The organism is Alphaproteobacteria bacterium (genome assembly GCA_015231795.1).
GTDB lineage: Bacteria > Pseudomonadota > Alphaproteobacteria > Rhodospirillales > WMHbin7 > WMHbin7.
The window spans coordinates 17,466-34,731 of the sequence record JADGAX010000010.1 but is presented as its reverse complement, the minus strand read 5'-3'; the positions used below and the strand labels follow the sequence as shown (position 1 = coordinate 34,731).

General features: G+C 61.0%; 16 protein-coding genes. 11 read left to right on the top strand and 5 right to left on the bottom strand.

What is annotated here, in order from left to right; all coding sequences use genetic code 11:
• Positions 1–7: 7 nt before the first annotated feature.
• Together HQL44_15970 and HQL44_15965 are read right to left on the bottom strand one after the other, a co-directional pair.
• Positions 8–949 (bottom strand): SDR family oxidoreductase, encoded by a 942-nt coding sequence (locus tag HQL44_15970; GenBank protein MBF0270081.1) that lies wholly within the window; start codon positions 947–949, stop codon positions 8–10.
• A 13-nt stretch (positions 950–962) separates the two neighbouring features.
• Positions 963–1,700 carry a serine/threonine protein phosphatase gene (locus HQL44_15965; protein ID MBF0270080.1) on the bottom strand — a complete coding sequence of 246 codons (738 nt, stop codon included), beginning with the start codon at positions 1,698–1,700 and terminating at the stop codon, positions 963–965.
• Positions 1,701–1,821: 121 nt separating this feature from the next.
• Here HQL44_15965 and HQL44_15960 point away from each other — a divergent pair, with 121 nt between their 5' ends.
• The 4 genes from HQL44_15960 to HQL44_15945 are packed head-to-tail and all read left to right on the top strand — an operon-like array spanning position 1,822 to position 5,981.
• Complete coding sequence (locus tag HQL44_15960; GenBank protein MBF0270079.1) at positions 1,822–3,156, top strand: hypothetical protein; 1,335 nt, start codon at positions 1,822–1,824, stop codon at positions 3,154–3,156.
• 3 nt (positions 3,157–3,159) lie between these two features.
• Positions 3,160–4,437 (top strand): hypothetical protein, encoded by a 1,278-nt coding sequence (locus HQL44_15955; GenBank protein ID MBF0270078.1) that lies wholly within the window; start codon positions 3,160–3,162, stop codon positions 4,435–4,437.
• The gene (locus HQL44_15950; GenBank protein MBF0270077.1) at positions 4,438–5,184 is read left to right on the top strand and encodes an ABC transporter ATP-binding protein; all 747 of its coding nucleotides are present in this window, start codon (positions 4,438–4,440) and stop codon (positions 5,182–5,184) included.
• The gene (locus HQL44_15945) at positions 5,181–5,981 is read left to right on the top strand and encodes an ABC transporter permease (GenBank protein ID MBF0270076.1); all 801 of its coding nucleotides are present in this window, start codon (positions 5,181–5,183) and stop codon (positions 5,979–5,981) included. The genes HQL44_15950 and HQL44_15945 overlap by 4 nt, the downstream gene beginning before the upstream one ends.
• 11 nt (positions 5,982–5,992) lie before the next feature.
• On the opposite strand, the gene HQL44_15940 is transcribed toward HQL44_15945, so the two are convergent.
• Both HQL44_15940 and cobT read right to left on the bottom strand, forming a co-directional pair.
• Positions 5,993–8,197 carry a HAMP domain-containing protein gene (locus HQL44_15940; protein ID MBF0270075.1) on the bottom strand — a complete coding sequence of 735 codons (2,205 nt, stop codon included), beginning with the start codon at positions 8,195–8,197 and terminating at the stop codon, positions 5,993–5,995.
• Between the two features lie 159 nt (positions 8,198–8,356).
• Positions 8,357–9,379: a nicotinate-nucleotide--dimethylbenzimidazole phosphoribosyltransferase gene (gene cobT, locus HQL44_15935; protein ID MBF0270074.1), complete on the bottom strand. Its 1,023-nt coding sequence runs from the start codon at positions 9,377–9,379 to the stop codon at positions 8,357–8,359.
• A gap of 75 nt (positions 9,380–9,454) precedes the next feature.
• Here cobT and cobS point away from each other — a divergent pair, with 75 nt between their 5' ends.
• Genes cobS through HQL44_15900 form a run of 7 tightly spaced genes read left to right on the top strand, consistent with a single transcriptional unit; the run spans position 9,455 to position 16,601 of the window.
• The gene (gene cobS / locus HQL44_15930; GenBank protein ID MBF0270073.1) at positions 9,455–10,207 is read left to right on the top strand and encodes an adenosylcobinamide-GDP ribazoletransferase; all 753 of its coding nucleotides are present in this window, start codon (positions 9,455–9,457) and stop codon (positions 10,205–10,207) included.
• Complete coding sequence (locus tag HQL44_15925; protein ID MBF0270072.1) at positions 10,204–10,779, top strand: histidine phosphatase family protein; 576 nt, start codon at positions 10,204–10,206, stop codon at positions 10,777–10,779. Before cobS ends, HQL44_15925 begins: the two co-directional genes overlap by 4 nt.
• On the top strand, positions 10,776–11,270 hold the full coding sequence (gene cobU / locus HQL44_15920; protein ID MBF0270071.1) for a bifunctional adenosylcobinamide kinase/adenosylcobinamide-phosphate guanylyltransferase: 495 nt from the start codon (positions 10,776–10,778) through the stop codon (positions 11,268–11,270). Before HQL44_15925 ends, cobU begins: the two co-directional genes overlap by 4 nt.
• A complete protein-coding gene (gene cobW, locus HQL44_15915; GenBank protein ID MBF0270070.1) occupies positions 11,267–12,271 on the top strand; it encodes a cobalamin biosynthesis protein CobW in 1,005 nt (334 codons plus the stop codon). Before cobU ends, cobW begins: the two co-directional genes overlap by 4 nt.
• A gap of 3 nt (positions 12,272–12,274) precedes the next feature.
• The gene (gene cobN, locus HQL44_15910; GenBank protein ID MBF0270069.1) at positions 12,275–15,985 is read left to right on the top strand and encodes a cobaltochelatase subunit CobN; all 3,711 of its coding nucleotides are present in this window, start codon (positions 12,275–12,277) and stop codon (positions 15,983–15,985) included.
• A gap of 35 nt (positions 15,986–16,020) precedes the next feature.
• A complete protein-coding gene (locus HQL44_15905; GenBank protein ID MBF0270068.1) occupies positions 16,021–16,308 on the top strand; it encodes a type II toxin-antitoxin system RelE/ParE family toxin in 288 nt (95 codons plus the stop codon).
• A 5-nt stretch (positions 16,309–16,313) separates the two neighbouring features.
• Entirely contained in the window at positions 16,314–16,601 is a 288-nt protein-coding gene (locus HQL44_15900; GenBank protein MBF0270067.1) for a HigA family addiction module antidote protein, read from the top strand.
• Here HQL44_15900 and HQL44_15895 read toward each other — a convergent pair.
• The gene (locus HQL44_15895) at positions 16,567–17,226 is read right to left on the bottom strand and encodes a hypothetical protein (protein MBF0270066.1); all 660 of its coding nucleotides are present in this window, start codon (positions 17,224–17,226) and stop codon (positions 16,567–16,569) included. The genes HQL44_15900 and HQL44_15895 overlap by 35 nt on opposite strands.
• Positions 17,227–17,266 lie beyond the last annotated feature (40 nt).

The window sequence follows — 17,266 nt, the reverse complement described above, 5'->3', positions numbered from 1 at the left end:
AGCCCCCCTACAATATCCCCTTGAAATAGGCGATGGTGCGGCCCAATCCTTCTTCCAGCGCCACCTTGGGTTCCCAGCCCAGCTTGCCTTTGGCCAAGGTGATGTCGGGGCAGCGCTGCAAGGGGTCATCGACCGGCAGGTCCTTGAATTCCAGCTTCGAGGACGACTTGGTCAGCGCGATGACCTTCTCGGCCAATTCCAGCATGGTGAATTCGCCGGGATTGCCCAGATTGACCGGACCCGTCACCTCGTCGGGGGCGGCCATCAGGCGCACGAAGCCTTCGATCAGATCGTCGACATAGCAAAAGCTGCGCGTCTGTTGGCCGTTGCCATAGATGGTGATCGGCTGGTTGGACAGCGCCTGGACGATGAAATTCGAAACCACGCGCCCGTCATTGGGATGCATGCGCGGTCCATAGGTGTTGAAGATGCGCGCCACCCGGATGCGCAAATTGTGCTGGCGCTTGTAATCGAAGAACAGCGTTTCGGCGCAGCGCTTGCCCTCGTCGTAGCAAGCGCGGGGACCGATGGGATTGACGTTGCCGCGATAGCTTTCCGGCTGCGGGTGGATGTCGGGATCGCCGTAAACCTCGCTGGTCGAGGCCTGGAAAATCTTGGCCCTGGTGCGCTTGGCCAACCCCAGCATGTTGATGGCGCCATGCACGCTGGTCTTGGTGGTCTGCACCGGATCGTACTGGTAATGGATGGGCGAGGCCGGACAGGCCAGATTGTAAATCTCGTCCACCTCGACATAGAGCGGAAAGGTCACGTCGTGGCGCATCAGCTCGAAACGCGGGTTAGCGAACAGATGGGCCACGTTCTGGCGCCGACCGGTGAAGTAGTTGTCGACGCACAGAACTTCGGCCCCGTCATTGGCCAAACGCTCGCACAGATGCGACCCCAAGAATCCGGCGCCGCCGGTAACCAGAATTCGCTTGCCGGGATACATGCATCCATCCATGTCAGGTGTGAAGAATCCAGCGTTTATCGCCTTCCAGCCCCAGGGCCGTCAAGGTGCCGGTGCGCCAAGCCCCGGTATCGATCCCCGCCCGGTTCTGGCAAAGCTCCGGCTCGAAGGTGACCGTATGCCCGTGAACCACCAGCTTGCCATGCGCCGCCGTGCTGTCCAGGAAGGCGTCCCTGATCCATAACAGATCGTCGGGAACCTGATGCGACAGGGCGATTCCCGGCCTGATGCCCGCATGAACGCACAAAATCGTGCCATCCACATGCTTGAGCGGCATATTGGCGATGAACATGCGCTCTTCTGGCGTCAGGCGCTCAAGAAAGTCCTTGTGCAACCCTTTGATTTCCCTGGAATCCAAAATGGCGGGCAGGTCAACCCCCCAGCTTGCCAGGGTCGGAGCGCCGCCATTGAGCAAAATCCATTCAAAACCGCCATGCAGGGGGTGGTCCAGAAAGCGCAGCAGCATGTCTTCGTGATTGCCCTTCAGGCTGATCAACTCGTCAATTCCCTCGGGTGGAGGCTTCATCAGGCGCTGCACGACCCCCCGGGAATCCGGCCCGCGATCGACATAATCGCCCAAGGTGACGACCTTGGTCCTGGCCGCCCGGCTCTTTTTGGCGTCCTTGGCGATGCGGGCCAGCACCTTTTCCAACAGATCGGGCCGCCCATGGATGTCCCCGACCGCGTAAAGACGGGTCCCGGGGCTGGGTGCGTATCGCTTGCTGTGAGGCATCGCCTCTGGTTCCTGGAAGATGCGGGTGTTATGTGTTAACGAATGGAGAACGTCACCATATTTAACCATATCTTATCGCTTGTTGGACAGGATTGATAGGTTAGGGAGACCTTAGATCGCGATGGCGCTGGAAGCCGCAAAAGCAGGCAGGGAATACGTCACCCAGGAAAAACTGCTCTACGATACCGTGGAGCGGCTGGGACGCGACCCGGCTGACTGGTTGGCCGTACAGGTCTATCTGTCGCGCCTGCTGCCCGCCAACCGCAGCGAACCCAAGATGCGCATCGCGCTGCGCATGTTCGACAACTTGGTCAGCAGCTTTCGCTCGCAGATTTTCGTGCTTTCAAATCAAGACATCGTCGTCCTGGGCAAGGATATGCGCCAAGCCGACATCGAAGAGGTCATCGACAAGCTGAAATCGTTGTTCAAGAACGATCCCCTGACCTTTTACGAATATGGCGGTGAAAGCAAATTCTACCAATGGTATGAGCTGACCTATGGCTATCCAGATTTCTTCGAGCTTTGCCGCCAGATGGTGGTTTGGGCCGAAGAGAACAAGACGCGCGTCAAGCCGCCCAGCGGCGACTTCCTGACGCCCCGTACGCTCTCCGCCGCCTTGAAGGCGGTCTCGACGATCGACATCAGCCCTTTCCTGCGCCGCCAATCGGTGATCGGCTTCACCGAAAAGGGACGCGGCACCCTGGCGTTTCAGGAATTCTTCGTTTCCATGAACGATCTTGAGCGTGCCGTGACCACCGACACTCGCTTTGCAGGCAGCCGCTGGCTGTTCGACCATCTATGCCAGATGCTCGATCTTCGCGTCATGGATTCCGTCAAGCGCCTGCCCCAGGCCTGCGTGCCCAAGACGCTCAGCCTCAACCTCAACCTGACCAGCCTGTCGACACCCGCCTTCGCCGCTTTCCTGGATTGGTGCCAGGGGCGCATCGGCATCGTCGTCGAAGTGATGCCTGTCGATGTTTTCAATGATTTCGCGGCCTATTTCAGGGCGCGCGACATGCTGCATGCCAAAAACCACCGCATTCTGATCGACAGCCTGTCGCATTTGAGCCTGGGCGTGATCGATCCCGCCCTGTTCGGCGCCGACCTGATCAAAATGGTTTGGACCCCGGAACTGCCGGCCCTGATCGAGAACCTTTCAGCGAAAAGCAGCCGAAATTGGCTGGAAGCGATGGGGCTGGGGCGCGTCGTGCTGGCGCGTTGCGACAATGAAAAATCCATTCTCTGGGGCTTGGGGCAAAACATCACCATGTTCCAGGGACGTTTCCTCGATTCCATGATGGCCGCCGTCACGATGGAAAAATGCGAGAAAAGCGGCGGCTGCACGCTGGCCCAGTGCACGCAGCGCCGGGGCGTCGTTTCGGGACGCATCCGGTCGGAATGTCCGAACCCGCTGATGGTCGATCATCAGCCCGACATTCGCACGATGAGGAAATAGGCGATGGCGCTGCCCATTCTCGATTCCGCCAAGCGCGCCCAGGCCAGCCAGGAAAGCCTGCTGGTCGATTATCTGTTCCGGCTTGAGAACTTCAAGAAGGGTCGGCGCGCCGTCCGCATCTATCTGTCCAAGCTGGAAGCCCAGAACCGGCGCACGCAGCATATCCGCGCCGCCGCTTCCAGTTTCGAAGTCATGGTGAAACGCGGCGACGGCCAGTTGTTCTCGCTGGCCAATGGTGACCTGATCTTCGTTTTCAAGACGGAGGCCGACGACGACGTTCAGGCGGTAATCGCCCGCCTGCGCTTCATGTTCGCCGACGATTCGCTGCTGCTCGACGACATTCCCGGCGTCCGCGAACAATTCTGCGCCAAGTACGAGATCGCGCGCGACTATGAACAACTCCTGACCGAAGCCCAAATCATGGCCGAGGAGGAGGAAAAGAAGCGCAAGGTCGCCGAATCCGCCAATCAGCAATTCGCCGCCCCCCAGGCGCGTCAAGGCGGCACTCCGCTGACGCCCGAACTTCTGGGCAAGATCGAGGACGCGCTCAGCCAGGCCGACCTGTCCAATCTGGTGCGCCGCCAGTCGGTCTGCGCCATCGTGGGCAAGGCGGCTCCCCAGCACGTCTCGACCGAATTGTTCGTTTCGATCGCCGACTTGCGCCAAACCTTGATACCCAACGCCAACTTCACCTCAAGCCCATGGCTGTTTCAGCATCTGACCGAAACGCTGGATCGGCGCGTTCTGTCGCTTCTGTCCAAGAACGACGACCGCTCCTTGACCCAGGATTTCTCGGTCAATCTGAACGTTTCCACGCTCATGTCGCAGGAGTTCTTGAAATTCGACGACAATGTGCGCTCGGCGTCGCGCGGCACCATCGTCATCGAGTTGCAAAAGACCGACATTTTCTACGATCTTTCCGCCTTCATGTTCGCCCGTGACTTCGTGCATGAACGCGGCTATCGCATCTGCATCGACGGACTGACGCATCAGGCCATGCGCTTCATCGACCGCGCCAAGCTGGGGGCCGACCTGATCAAGCTGGTCTGGTCGCCCGACCTGCCCGAGATCGTCGCCAACGAGGCCGAGCGCGAGAAGCTGTCCCAGTTGGTTATCGAGCGCAGTCCGGGGCGCATCATCATGTGCCGCTGCGACACCGTCGAGGCCATCCAGATCGGCCAGTCGCTTGGCCTGACCCTTTTCCAGGGCCGCTATGTCGATCAGCGCCTGTACGACATCACCCAGCAGGGGTTGCGAGCCAAACGGCTGGGGCGGCGCTAAGTGTCGGCTTCCTCTTCTGCGGTTCACGTCGAGAATTTGGCAAAAAGTTTCGGCCCCACCCATGCCGTTGACCATATTTCCTTCACGGTGCCCAGGGGTGGCTGCGTGGCCCTGTTGGGCGGCAACGGCGCTGGCAAAACGACCACCCTGTCCATGCTTCTGGGCCTGCTGGTGCCCGACGAGGGCACAATCAGCGTGCTGGGCGAGGATATGGTGGCCCATCGTTTCCGGGTGCTGGACCGCATCAATTTCTCCTCGCCCTATGTGGACCTTCCCCATCGACTGACCGTGCGCGAGAATCTGTCCGTCTACGCCATGCTGTTCGGTCTTCATCATCCCCGCCAGCGGGTCGAGCAGTTGGCCGAAGATTTCGGCGTCGCCGAACATCTGGACAAGCCGACGGGCCGCTTGTCGTCGGGACAGCGGACGCGCGTGGCGCTGGCCAAGGCGCTGCTCAACGATCCCGAACTGCTGCTTTTGGACGAACCGACGGCCTCGCTCGATCCCGACACCGCCGATTGGGTGCGCACAAGGCTGGAAGACTGGCGGGCGAAAAGCGGCGCCGCCCTGTTGATCGCTTCGCACAACATGGCCGAGGTTGAACGGCTGGCCGATTCGGCCCTGATCATGAAGCAGGGACGCGTGGTGGAGCATGGAACGCCGCAGGATCTGGTCGAGCGTTTTGGGCGGTCCAATCTGGAGGAAGTGTTCCTGCACGTCATGCGCAGCCCGGAGACAAGTGCATGAGATCGACCCCCCGCATGCGCATCGGCGCATTGGTGTTGCGCCATTACTATCTGTTCCGGGGGTCTTGGCCGCGCATCTTGGAAATGGCCTATTGGCCCACCATCAATATGCTGGTCTGGGGACTGACCAGCCAATTCCTGGCCGGAAATTCAAATTGGGTGGCGCAGGCAAGCGGCGTTTTCATCGGCGCCGTGCTGTTGTGGGACGTGCTGTTTCGCGGCAATCTGGGAGTGGCGCTCGCCTTTCTGGAAGAAATGTGGTCGCGCAATCTGGGGCAGTTGTTCGTAAGCCCGCTGCGCCCCATCGAATTGGTGGCCGCCATGCTGATCATGAGTCTGCTGCGCACCACGGTCGGAATTCTGCCCGCCGCCTTGCTGGCTATTCCAATGTTCGACTTCTCCATCTTCAAGCTGGGCTGGCCGCTTCTGGCCTTTTACGCCAACCTTCTCTTCTTCGGCGCCGTGATGGGGCTGGCCGTCTCTTCGCTTGTGCTGCGCTTCGGGCTGGGGGCGGAAAGCCTAGCCTGGGTGCTGATCTTCGCCCTGGCCCCCATTTCCTGCATCTATTATCCGGTCTCCGTCCTGCCCGTCTGGCTCCAGCCCGTGTCCTGGGCGCTTCCATCGACCCATGTCTTCGAAGGTTTGCGCATCGCGATGCTGGAGGGGCGTTTCGACCAAGGCCACTTTTTGTCCGCCCTGGGCCTGAACGCGCTTTACGCCGTCGCGGCCGCCAGCCTGTTCTTGTTTGTCTTTCAGGTGGCGCGCAAAAAAGGACTGTTGCTGAATGTGGGGGAGTAAGCCCGACCTTCTCAGGCCAAGGGCAAGGTAAAGAAGAACGAACTGCCCTCTCCCGGCTTCGACGCCACCCAAATCCGCCCGCCATGCCCTTCGACGATCCGTTTGCAGATGGCCAGACCGATCCCGGTTCCCGGATAAGAAGCGCCATGCAACCGCTTGAAGACAAGGAAGATGTGGTCCCAATACTGTCTTTCGATTCCGATGCCGTTGTCCGAGACGCAAATGGTGGCGTGGCTTTCGTTCGCCGTGGCGGTTATGCGAATCCGGGGAGGAATGCCCGGCTTGCAAAAACGGATGGCGTTGATCACAAGATTTTGCAGCAATTCCGTCAACTGCATCGCGTCGCCCAGCACCGTTGGCAGGCAAGCGCTATCCACCTCGACAGAAGCTCCGCTTTGCTCCGTCATTTCCCGCAGGCTTTCCACGGCGTCCGTGGCCAAGGCGGCAAGATCGACTGCGGCGAACTTGCGGCCAGCGCCTGAGATTCTGGAATAGCTCAACAGGTCCCTGACCAACTCCCCCATCCGCTTGGCACCGCCGACGATGAAGCCAAGATATTCCTTTCCATCGTCGTCAAGACGGTCTGCGTTCTTGCGCTCAAGAAGCTGTGAATAGGCCACGACGGTTCGCACCGGCTCTTGAAGATCGTGCGAAGCGACATAGGCGAAGCGCTCCAATTCCACGTTGGACCGCATCAACTCGTCGGTTTGGCGTTCGCGCAGGTCGATCATGGCGTTGATTTCACGCGCCACTTCGACCACCTCGCGCGGGCCGTCAAGGCGGGCGCGGGCATCCAACTTGCCATTCTGAATGGCGCGGGCTGTTTCGGCCAGTTCACGCATCGGCCCGACGATCCGCCTTGTCAGCAAAAACGAAATGACCGACACCAAGCTCAAGCCAAAAAGGCCAAGCAGGGCAACCGGTGGAAGCACCTTCAACAAAATCGTGCGCGGCGTGTCGGTAGGAACGCCAATCCAGGCCACCCAACCGCTCGCCTCGATCCGTTCGAAGAAATAGGTGCGCTCGACATCGTCGACCCCGCTTGTCGTCGTCTCGCCGATCCCCATCTCGACAAAGTTCGAGAACGCCGTTCTGTCCTTCAGGCTTTTGCCCACCCAATTGTCTGCGTCCTTGCTTCGCCAGACGATCGTTCCATCCTGGGTCGCAATGCCCGCCACGCTGTCTTCATGCAAGGGCATGTCGCCAAGTCTTGGAACCAGGGCGGCAAGATCGAGCGGGAAACCCAAATAGCGCAAATGAACGCCTTGATCGTCGTAAACCGGAAGAATCAACACCGAAACCCAGCGCCCGGTAATGGGGCCAAGAAAGGGCTTGCCGACCACAAAGGTTTTTTCCGCCTGGGCGCGCTGGAACCATTCTGCCTTGCCGACATTGACCGGCTTGCCGCCCGGCTGCGGCACGGCGGAGCAAAGCGCCGTGCCGTCCAACTCGATGGTCGTGGCATTGGCGAAACGCGGAAAGATTTCCCTGAATTCCCACAAGATGCCGTCGCATTTCTCCTGCGTTGGCGTGCGGATCAGAGGCCGGTTGGCGATACGCTCCATGGCGTCGCGATTGTCGTTCAAGGTTCCCGCCACATCATTGGCGATGCTGCCCAGAACGGCGCGGGCGGCATTCCTGGTCTCGCCTTCCACCCGCTCGGTGGTTTCGTAGTAAGTGAGGCCCAGCATGGCCAGCAACAGCAGCAGAACAGAGACCAGAATGAATGTAAGATACATGCCGACCGTCACCGGACGCGCCATCTTCCCTGCGGCAAGCAAACCTGCGTTGGCCTGGCGCTTCCTGCCCGCCAGAATGCCGACCAGTTCGCGATCCTCCTGGATCAGCGTTTTCATCAAGGCAATGACCTGCTTACTGTCGGGTTCCATCTGAGACGGCTGGCCCGCCAGATGGCGGTTGGCCTTTTCCAGCAATTCCCTGGCTGTATCAAGCATGACCGCATGACGGGCGATATGGTCGTTGACGCGCGCGCCAAAAGGTTCATGCGGCAGCGTTCGCATCAATTCCTCTTCAAAGGAACAATGCGCGGCAAGCCGCGTATAAAGCTCCGACAATTTGTGGCGAAGCGTTTCAATGTCGCCGCCTGTGGCGATCAGGTCCTCGACCTCGCTGGACAAATCAACCAGTTGCCGATGATCCAGGTCGATTCTCTCATGCCCGACAAGCAAATCGCTCGACCAGACGAAACTGCCCAATACGCTCTCCCAGGAATGAAATCCAGATGCATGCCTGAATTGCTGCCTTGATGCTACAGCATATGGCGGGCTGGAACCACCTATTCGATGCGCAAGCAGGCTCTTTCAATTGAGCGCTCGACCTCTAATAGTTCAAAATACTAATCAATATTACTCTGATTAGCCCTTCCCGCTGACCATCGCCTCGGCGAAGGTGGCCATGCCGGTATGGCAGGCCACCGCCCCTTTGACGATGCCGATGGCCAGCGCCGCCCCCGACGCTTCGCCCAAGCGCAGACCCAGATCAAGCAAGGGCGTCTTGCCCAGTTTCGAGCAAAGCGCTCGGTGCGCCGGTTCCGCCGAAGCGTGCGCCACCAGGCAGTGATCAAGCGCCATTGGATGAACGAGATGCAAGGGTGCCGCCGCCGCCGTGCAAACATAGCCGTCCAACAACACCGGCACGCGCATGAAACGCGCCGCCAGCACCGCTCCCGCCATGGCCGCCAGTTCGCGCCCGCCCAAGCGGCGCAAGGCGTCGATGGGGTTGAGAATTCCGGGTTTGTGGAAGGCCACCGCCTCGCCGACCACCTGGGCCTTACGATCAAGGGCTTGGCCCTGAACGCCGGTGCCCGGTCCCGTCCAATTCTGGGCTTCTCCCCCGAACAAGGCATGCGCCACCGCCGCCGCCGCCGAAGTATTGGCGATGCCCATTTCGCCGATGGCCAGCAAATCGGTGCCCGGCTTGACCGACGCCATGCCCTTACAGAATGCGTCGATGAAGTCGCACTCGCTCATCGCGGCTTCTTTGGTGAAATCCGCTGTCGGGCGCTCAAGATCGAGCGCTGTTACCGTCAATTCGGCGCCAGAAGCCCAGCACAATTGATTGATCGCAGCCCCGCCATGCTGAAAATTGGCCACCATCTGGGCCGTGACCTCGGGCGGAAAGGCCGAGACGCCCCTGGCGGCAACGCCGTGATTGCCCGCAAAAACGACGCAACGGGGCCGTTCCAGACGGGGCGGATGGTTGTCTTGCCAAGCGCACATCCAGGCGGAAATTTCCTCAAGCCTGCCCAAGGCGCCGGGCGGCTTGGTCAGTTGTGGTTCCCTCTCATTGGCTTTGGCCAACGCCCCAAGCCCCGGCCCCGGCAATTCGCCCAACATTTCAAGAACATCTGCCATAGAGGCGGGGAGGCGGACGGACATGAAAGACCCTTCTTGATGAACGGTTGGCGGGGGGCAGACTCTCCTATAACCTTGCCCGTCCTGTCCATGACCTAGATCAGGTTTATCTTGAACGACTTTTTACGCGACATTCGTCTGGCGCTTTTGTTCCTGACCCGGCTGCCGCTGCGCGCGGCGCAAGATGAGGAAATGGTTCCGCTGGCCCAGGCCATGCGCGCCTTTCCCCTGGCGGGGGCCTTCATCGGCTTGATCGGGGGCTTGGCGCTGCTGCTGGCCGAGCAAATGGAATTGCCGCCCATTGCCGCCGGATTGTGCGCGGTGCTGGCGATGATCCTGCTGACCGGCGGCTTGCACGAAGACGGGCTGGCCGATTGCGCCGACGGTTTTGGCGCCATGGGCGACAAAGACAAAAAGCTGGCAATCATGAAGGACAGCCGCCTGGGCGCCTTCGGTGGTTTGGCCCTGATATTCTCGGTCGGCCTGCGAGCAAGCCTGCTGGCCGCCGTGCCCGCCTCTCAGGGTTGCTGGATGCTGATCGCCGCCGGGGCGATCTCCAGGGCCTCGTCGCCCTTGATCATGTCGGCATCGACCCCGGCCAAGCCCGAAGGGTTGGGGGCGACGTCAGGCACGCCCGATGGCGCGGTCGGCCTTTGGGTTCTAAGCACCGGCCTCCTTGTGGCCTTCATCGCCCTGGGCGGTTCCGCCCTGGCGGCCGTGGCCTATGCGGCCCTGGCAGGCGGATTGATGCTGCTGTGGGCCAAGCGCCAGATCGGCGGCTATACCGGCGACGTGTTGGGGGCCGTGATCCAGGTCGTCGAGATCGCCGTATTGTTCGCGGGGCTGTCATGAAGGCCGCCTGCTGCTGGTGGATTGTCCGCCACGCGCCGGTTCCCGGCGCCAAGGGCCATATCAACGGCTGGAACGACGTCGATGCCGACGTGACGTCCGTTTCGCCCAGACCGCTCCTTCCCGCCAAGCCCAAGGCCGTGGTGGCGTCGCATCTGAAACGCACCAGCCAGACGGCAAAGGCGCTGGGCTATGCGCCCACGCATATCGAAGCCGAACTGGCCGAGCAGAATTTCGGCGTCTGGCAGGGCAAAAGCTGGGACGAGATCGCTGGCCCCGAGGGGCGCGCCTTCTGGTCCGACTTCGCTCGCAACGCGCCGCCCGGCGGCGAATCCTTCGTCCAGCAGATCGAACGCACGGCGCTGGCGCTTGAACGTTTGAGCGACGAAATCGGAAACGGCGACATCGTGGCGGTGCTGCATGGCGGCACCATCCGCGCCGCCCTGGCCCATGCCCTGTCGCTCGATCCATTGAAGGCGCAGGCCTTCGAAATCGAGAATCTTTCCCTCACCCGTCTGGACAGAACGGCGCACGGCTGGCGGATCGGCTGCGTCAATGAACGGTTGTTCCCATGATCACCCTGGTGCTGGGCGGCGCGCGTTCCGGAAAAAGCGCCTTCGCGGAATCGCTGTTTCCCAAGGGCGGTCTTTATATCGCCACCGCTGACATTTTGGACGCGGAAATGCAGGCCCGCATCGAGTTGCACAAAAACAGGCGGGGCGCTGGCTGGACGACGCTGGAAGCGCCCCTCGATCTGGCGGGTGCGCTTGGCTCGCATGACCAGCCCGCCTTGGTCGATTGCCTGACCTTATGGACCAGCAATCTGTTGCTGGCCGGGCGCGACGCAAGCCTTGAGGTTGAGGAAGTCGCCGTTGCTCTGCAGGCGCACTCGCAAGATGCGGTTTTGGTGTCGAACGAGGTGGGGTTGGGCATCGTGCCCGACAACGCCCTGGCCCGCGCTTTTCGCGATCAGGCGGGCATCGTCAATCAGAAAGTGGCCACCATCGCCGACCGCGTGGTCTTCATCGCCGCCGGTCTGCCGATGGTCTTGAAAGGAAGCCTATGAGAAAAATTCCCGTTACCGTGATCACCGGCTTTCTGGGGGCTGGCAAGACCACCCTGGTCCGCCATCTGATGAGCAACGCCCAAGGACGGCGCATCGCCCTGGTGGTCAACGAATTCGGCGACGTCGGCGTGGATCGCGAATTGCTGCTGGCCTGCAACGACGCCGCCTGCCAAGAAGACGATATCGTGGAACTGGCCAATGGGTGCCTGTGCTGCACGGTGGCCGACGATTTCCTGCCCGCCATGACCAAGCTAATCGAGTGTGCCCAGCCGCCCGAACATATCCTGGTCGAAACATCAGGACTGGCGTTGCCCAAACCGCTGGTCAAGGCCTTCGGCTGGCCCGGCATCAAAACGAAAGCCACGGTGGACGGCGTGGTGACGGTGGTCGATGGCCCCGCCGTGGCGGCTGGCCGCTTCGCCTCCTCGCCCGAGGAAATGGCCAGGCCCGATCACGAAAACCCGCTCGACGAAGTGTTCTCCGACCAGTTGGCCTGTTCGGACCTTGTATTGCTGAACAAGACCGACTTGATGGACGCACAAACGCTTGCCGCCCTGACCAGCGACTTGAAGGCGCGCCTGCGCCAAGGCGTCAAGCTGGTCGCCACCCATCAGGGCAATATCGCCCCTGAAATCTTGTTGGGCCTGTCGGCGGCGGCCGAAGACGATCTGGAGGCCCGGCCTTCGCTGCACGACGCCATGGGCGAACATGATCACGAGGATTTCGAAAGTTTCATCCTTGAACTGGGCGCCATCGCCAATTTGGACGATTGGGAAGCGAAACTGAAATCGGTCATCGCAACGCACGACATCTTGCGCGTGAAGGGTTTTCTGGACGTGCCGGGCAAGCCGATGCGCTTGGCCCTGCAGGGCGTTGGCATGCGCATCGAACGCTATTTCGACCGCCCCTGGAACGAGACCGAGCAGCGCGCCAGCCGTCTGGTGGTGATCGGTCAGAAGGGGCTGGATAACGCCGCCATCACGGCAGCCCTGTTGGATTGATCGATGCATCTTCTCGCCGCCGAGGCCGGGCTGATCGACGACGGCAGTCAGGCCGTCGATCTGGAACAGACGCCAGCCCCGCTGGTGGCGCTGTCGATGGCCGATGCCGAACTGGCCCTGCTGGCCGAGGCCAAGGCAGGCCTGGGCGTCGATGTGCCCGACCTGCGGCTGGCCAACATCTCGCGCCTAGCTCATCCAATGTCGGTCGATCTATATGCCGAGAACGTTCTTAAACACGCCAAGCTGATCGTGGCGCGCCTGCTGGGCGGACATGCCTATTGGCCCTATGGGGTCGAACAATTGTCGGCCCTGGCTAAACGGCACAACATCAAACTGGCCCTGCTGGCGGGCGACGCCAAGCCCGATGAGGAACTGGCGGCCTTTTCAACCTTGCCGCCCGACGTCTTGTCCCGGCTGCACGATTATCTGGCCCAGGGCGGCCAAGCCAATGCGCGCCAATGCCTGCTTTACGCCGCATCGCTGATGGGCCGCCAAACCGACTGGCTGGAACCGAAGCCCTTGTCGCCCGCGGGCTGCTGGTGGCCAGGACTCGGCGAAACGACGCCCGATGCGTTGGCAAGCCATTGGACGCCGGACGCGCCCAAGGCGGCCATCTTGTTCTATCGGGCGCTGTCGCAAAGCGGCGATACGGCGCCCATCGCCGCCCTGGTCAGCGCCCTGCAACGACGAGGTTTTGATCCCCTGCCGATCTTCGCCACCAGCCTGAAAGACTCGCTGGCCGCCGGTTTGATCGAATCGCTCCTGAACCAATATCCGCCCGCCGTCATCTTGAACGCCACCGGTTTCGCCTTGGGCGAGGCGGGAAGCGACCCCCTGGCGGCTTGCGACGTTCCCATCTTGCAAACCGTCCTGGCCTCGTCCAGCCATGCCGACTGGCGGAATGGAACGAGGGGTCTGCCCGCCCGCGACATCGCCATGAGCGTCGCCCTGCCCGAAATCGACGGGCGCATTCTGGCAGGCGCCATTTCCTTCAAGGACATGTCGCCCCGCGATGCCGCCACCCAATGCGACATGGTGCGCCATGTGCCGCATGCAGATGGCATTTCGCACGCCGCCGATCTGGCCCAAGGCTGGGTGCGCTTAAGGAAGACCTTGCCCGCCGATCAGCGCATCGCCATCGTGCTGGCCAACTACCCCAACCGCGACGGACGGCTTGGCAATGGCGTGGGGCTGGATACGCCCGCCTCGGCCTGCGAAGTGCTAAAGGCGATGCGGGGCGCCGGTTATGACGTTGGCGACGCCCCGCAAGACCCGCAATCCTTGATGCGGCTTCTGCTGGCCGGTCCCACCAACGATTTGAACAAGCCAAGACAGGGCGGAGAAATCTTGCCCCTGCCCGATTATCTGTCCTTCTTCCATACACTGCCCCAAGCCGTGCAGGACGCCGTTCTTTCCAGATGGGGGTCGCCCGAAGCCGATCCGTTTTTCAAGCCGAGCGAGCTAAGTTGCGGCGGTTTCGTCCTAAGCATCCATTGGCTGGGCCATGTCGCCATCGGCGTGCAACCGGCCAGGGGATACAATATCGACCCTGCCAGCAGCTATCATTCGCCCGATCTTGCTCCGCCGCATGGCTATCTGGCCTTCTATGCCTGGCTGCGCGACAATTTCAAGGCCCATGCGGTGATCCATCTGGGCAAGCACGGCAATCTGGAATGGCTGCCCGGCAAGGCGCTGGCCCTCTCGCCCGCCTGTTTTCCGCAGGCCATCTTGGGGCCGGTTGCGCATTTCTATCCCTTCATCGTCAACGATCCCGGCGAGGGCACGCAGGCCAAGCGCCGCAGCCATGCCGTGATCATCGATCACCTGACCCCGCCGCTGACCCGCGCCGAAAGCTACGGCACGCTGCAAGAGCTTGAGCAACTGGTCGATGAATATGCCGAAGCGGCGGGCCTTGATCCCCGTCGCCTGCCCGTGCTGGCGACCGATATCCTTTCGCACGCCAGACGGCTGGGGCTGGACGATGATTGCGGAATCAAAACAGACGATCCCACCGATGTGGCGCTGAAAAAACTGGATGCCCATCTGTGCGACATCAAGGAACTGCAAATCCGCGATGGGCTGCACATTTTCGGCCAGTCGCCCCAGGGCGATCAGCGCACCGATCTTCTGGTCTCGCTGGCGCGCACCCCCAGGCTGGGCAAGGCGTCGATCCTGCGCACCCTGTCGGACGATCTGGGTCTGGGCTTCGACCCGTTGGACTGCGCCTTCGCCGATGATTGGACCGGCCCCAAACCCGCCATTCTGGCCGATCTTCTGCCCCAGGCTTGGCGCACGGCGGGCGATGCGGTAGAGCGGTTGGAGGCTTTGGCCCGCCAGTTGATTGGCGGCGAACTTGTTTGCGATGCCGCCTGGACACATACGCAGACTGTTCTTTGCGAAATCGAAACGGCGCTGGGACCGGCGCTGGACGTCTGCGGACGCCAAGAGATCAAGAACCTGCTGCATGGCCTGCGGGGGGGCTTCGTACCCCCCGGCCCATCGGGCGCTCCTACGCGCGGGCGGCCCGACGTTTTGCCCACCGGGCGCAATTTCCACTCGGTCGATACGCGCTCCTTGCCCACACCCGCCGCATGGCATCTGGGCTGGAAATCGGCAAGCCTGCTGATCGAGCGCCATCTGCAAGATCATGGCGACTGGCCCAAGGCGATGGCGCTGTCGGCCTGGGGAACCAGTTGCATGCGCACCGGCGGCGACGATGTGGCCCAGGCCCTGGCGCTGATGGGGGTGCGGCCTTGTTGGGATGCCGGATCGGGCCGCGTTTCGGGGTTCGAGATTCTGCCGCTGTCGGTTTTGGACCGGCCACGCATCGACGTTACCTTGCGCGTCTCGGGTTTCTTTCGCGACGCTTTCCCCGGCCTGATCGATCTGGTCGACAGCGCGGTGCGCGCCGTGGCGGCTCTTGACGAACCCGAAACGATGAACCCGCTGGCGGCGAGCACGAAATCCGAAGCCGCGATATTGCAGGGCAATGGATGGGATCAGGAAAGCTCGATGCGCCGGGCCGCCAGCCGCGTCTTCGGATCGAAGCCAGGGGCCTATGGGGCAGGCCTGCAAGCCCTGATCGACGAGAAAGGCTGGCAGGGCGATGGCGATCTGGCCAACGCCTATCTGGCCTGGGGCGGCTATGCCTATGGCGGCGGGGCCGAGGGCGAGGCCGCCCGCGACTTGTTCGAAAACCGGCTTTCCAAGGTCGAGGCCGTGATCCAGAACCAAGACAATCGCGAACATGATCTGTTGGATTCGGACGATTACTACCAATTCGAAGGCGGCTTGGCGGCGACGGTGCGCAACCTAAGCGGCGTCCAGCCCGCCATCTATCATCCCGACCATTCGCGCCCGGAAACGCCCCGCATCCGCACGCTGCAAGAGGAACTCGCCCGCGTGGTGCGCGGTCGCGCGGTCAATCCAAAATGGATCAAGGGCGTCATGCGCCACGGCTATAAGGGTGCTTTCGAAATGGCGGCGACGGTCGACTACCTGTTCGCCTTCGCCGCCACCGCGCGGTGTGTGAGCGACCATCATTTCGACGCGCTGTTCGACGCCTATATCCGAGATGACGCCGTGCGCGATTTCATCGCCGAACATAATCCGGCGGCGCTTTCGGAAATGCAGGCCCGCTTCCAAGAAGCCATCGACCGCGAACTGTGGCACCCCTTCGCCAATGATGTAGGGGAGATGTTGGATCGGGGCTAGTTGCGCTTCACCGTTTGGCGTAGTATGTTATTGCCATGATACGATCATGGCGCAACCAGCCCAGCCGCAAATTGTGGGATGAAGGCCATTCATCCAAATTCCGTGGCCTGGACCAGGAAGCCGCCATCGATTTGTTGTTGGCCCTGAATGTAGCCAAGTCGCTGAAGGACTTAAGCCCGTTGGCAAGCGTTGGTCTTCATAAGTTGAAGGGGGATCGCAAAAGCCAATGGGCGATGACCGTCAATGGACCGTGGCGCATCTGCTTCGAATTCAAGGACGGTGATGCCCATGAAGTTGAAATCGTCGACTATCACAAAGGATAACGACCATGCCGCCGATCGCTCATCCCGGACGTCTTTTGAAACGCGAACTGACCGCCCGCGACCTATCGGCCAATCGGCTGGCGCTGGCCTTGGGTGTGCCGTCGGGGCGTATCACTGACATCTTGAACGCTCGGCGCTCAATCAGCGCCGACACCGCCGTGCGCCTGGGCCGCTATTTCAGCCAAGCCCCGCATTTCTGGCTGGATTTACAGGCCCAGTACGACATCGCCGTCGTCGAGCGCGACAAGGGGGCGGACATCAAGAAGCGGGTGCATCCTTCGAAGGTGGCGTGAAGCTGGGTTGCGACCTTATCAAACTGCTCCAGTAATCCTCAACTTTGGACGCCCAAACTCCCCTACACGTCTCGAACGAGACACTATTGATGCCAACTCCTGCCGCCAAATCTTCAACCATCGTCAACGTCTGCTCTGCGATACAAAATAAATCCATCATTCGAGGACGGGGGCTGCTTTTTTTTAAGGGGATGTGGTGGGCTATTTCAAAATCCCTTGTATTACGGATTGCCTCGACCCTCGGGTCTGTTGAAAGTAAGTTCCACCTTTCAATAGCTTTTTGTAGGCGCGCTTTATCCCCAATTACTGCCAAAGCTTGGAATGTCCCTTCGTTGCCCAATAGATCAAAAGCCTTTCTCAATCCCTCACGATCTCTGCCATCTTTGTCGTGCATCCGCATAAGAGACATGACGAGACGTGACATCATTGCTTTTCGAATAACTTTGGCTACATGAGCGGATCCCCCCATTAGGGCCTCGGAAACCTCAACTGTATTTCCGGCTTCAAGAAATTCAATGATTCCAACAATTTCATCTGAAGCGCTGTAACAGACCCTTGCAATTTCCCTAACCTGATCCCTGCCCATCATCTCCCCTGCATGCGCAACCACCCATGCGGGCAGCATAAGTCCGGTTTCGACCGAAAGAAAGGGCGCTTGGGGGCGA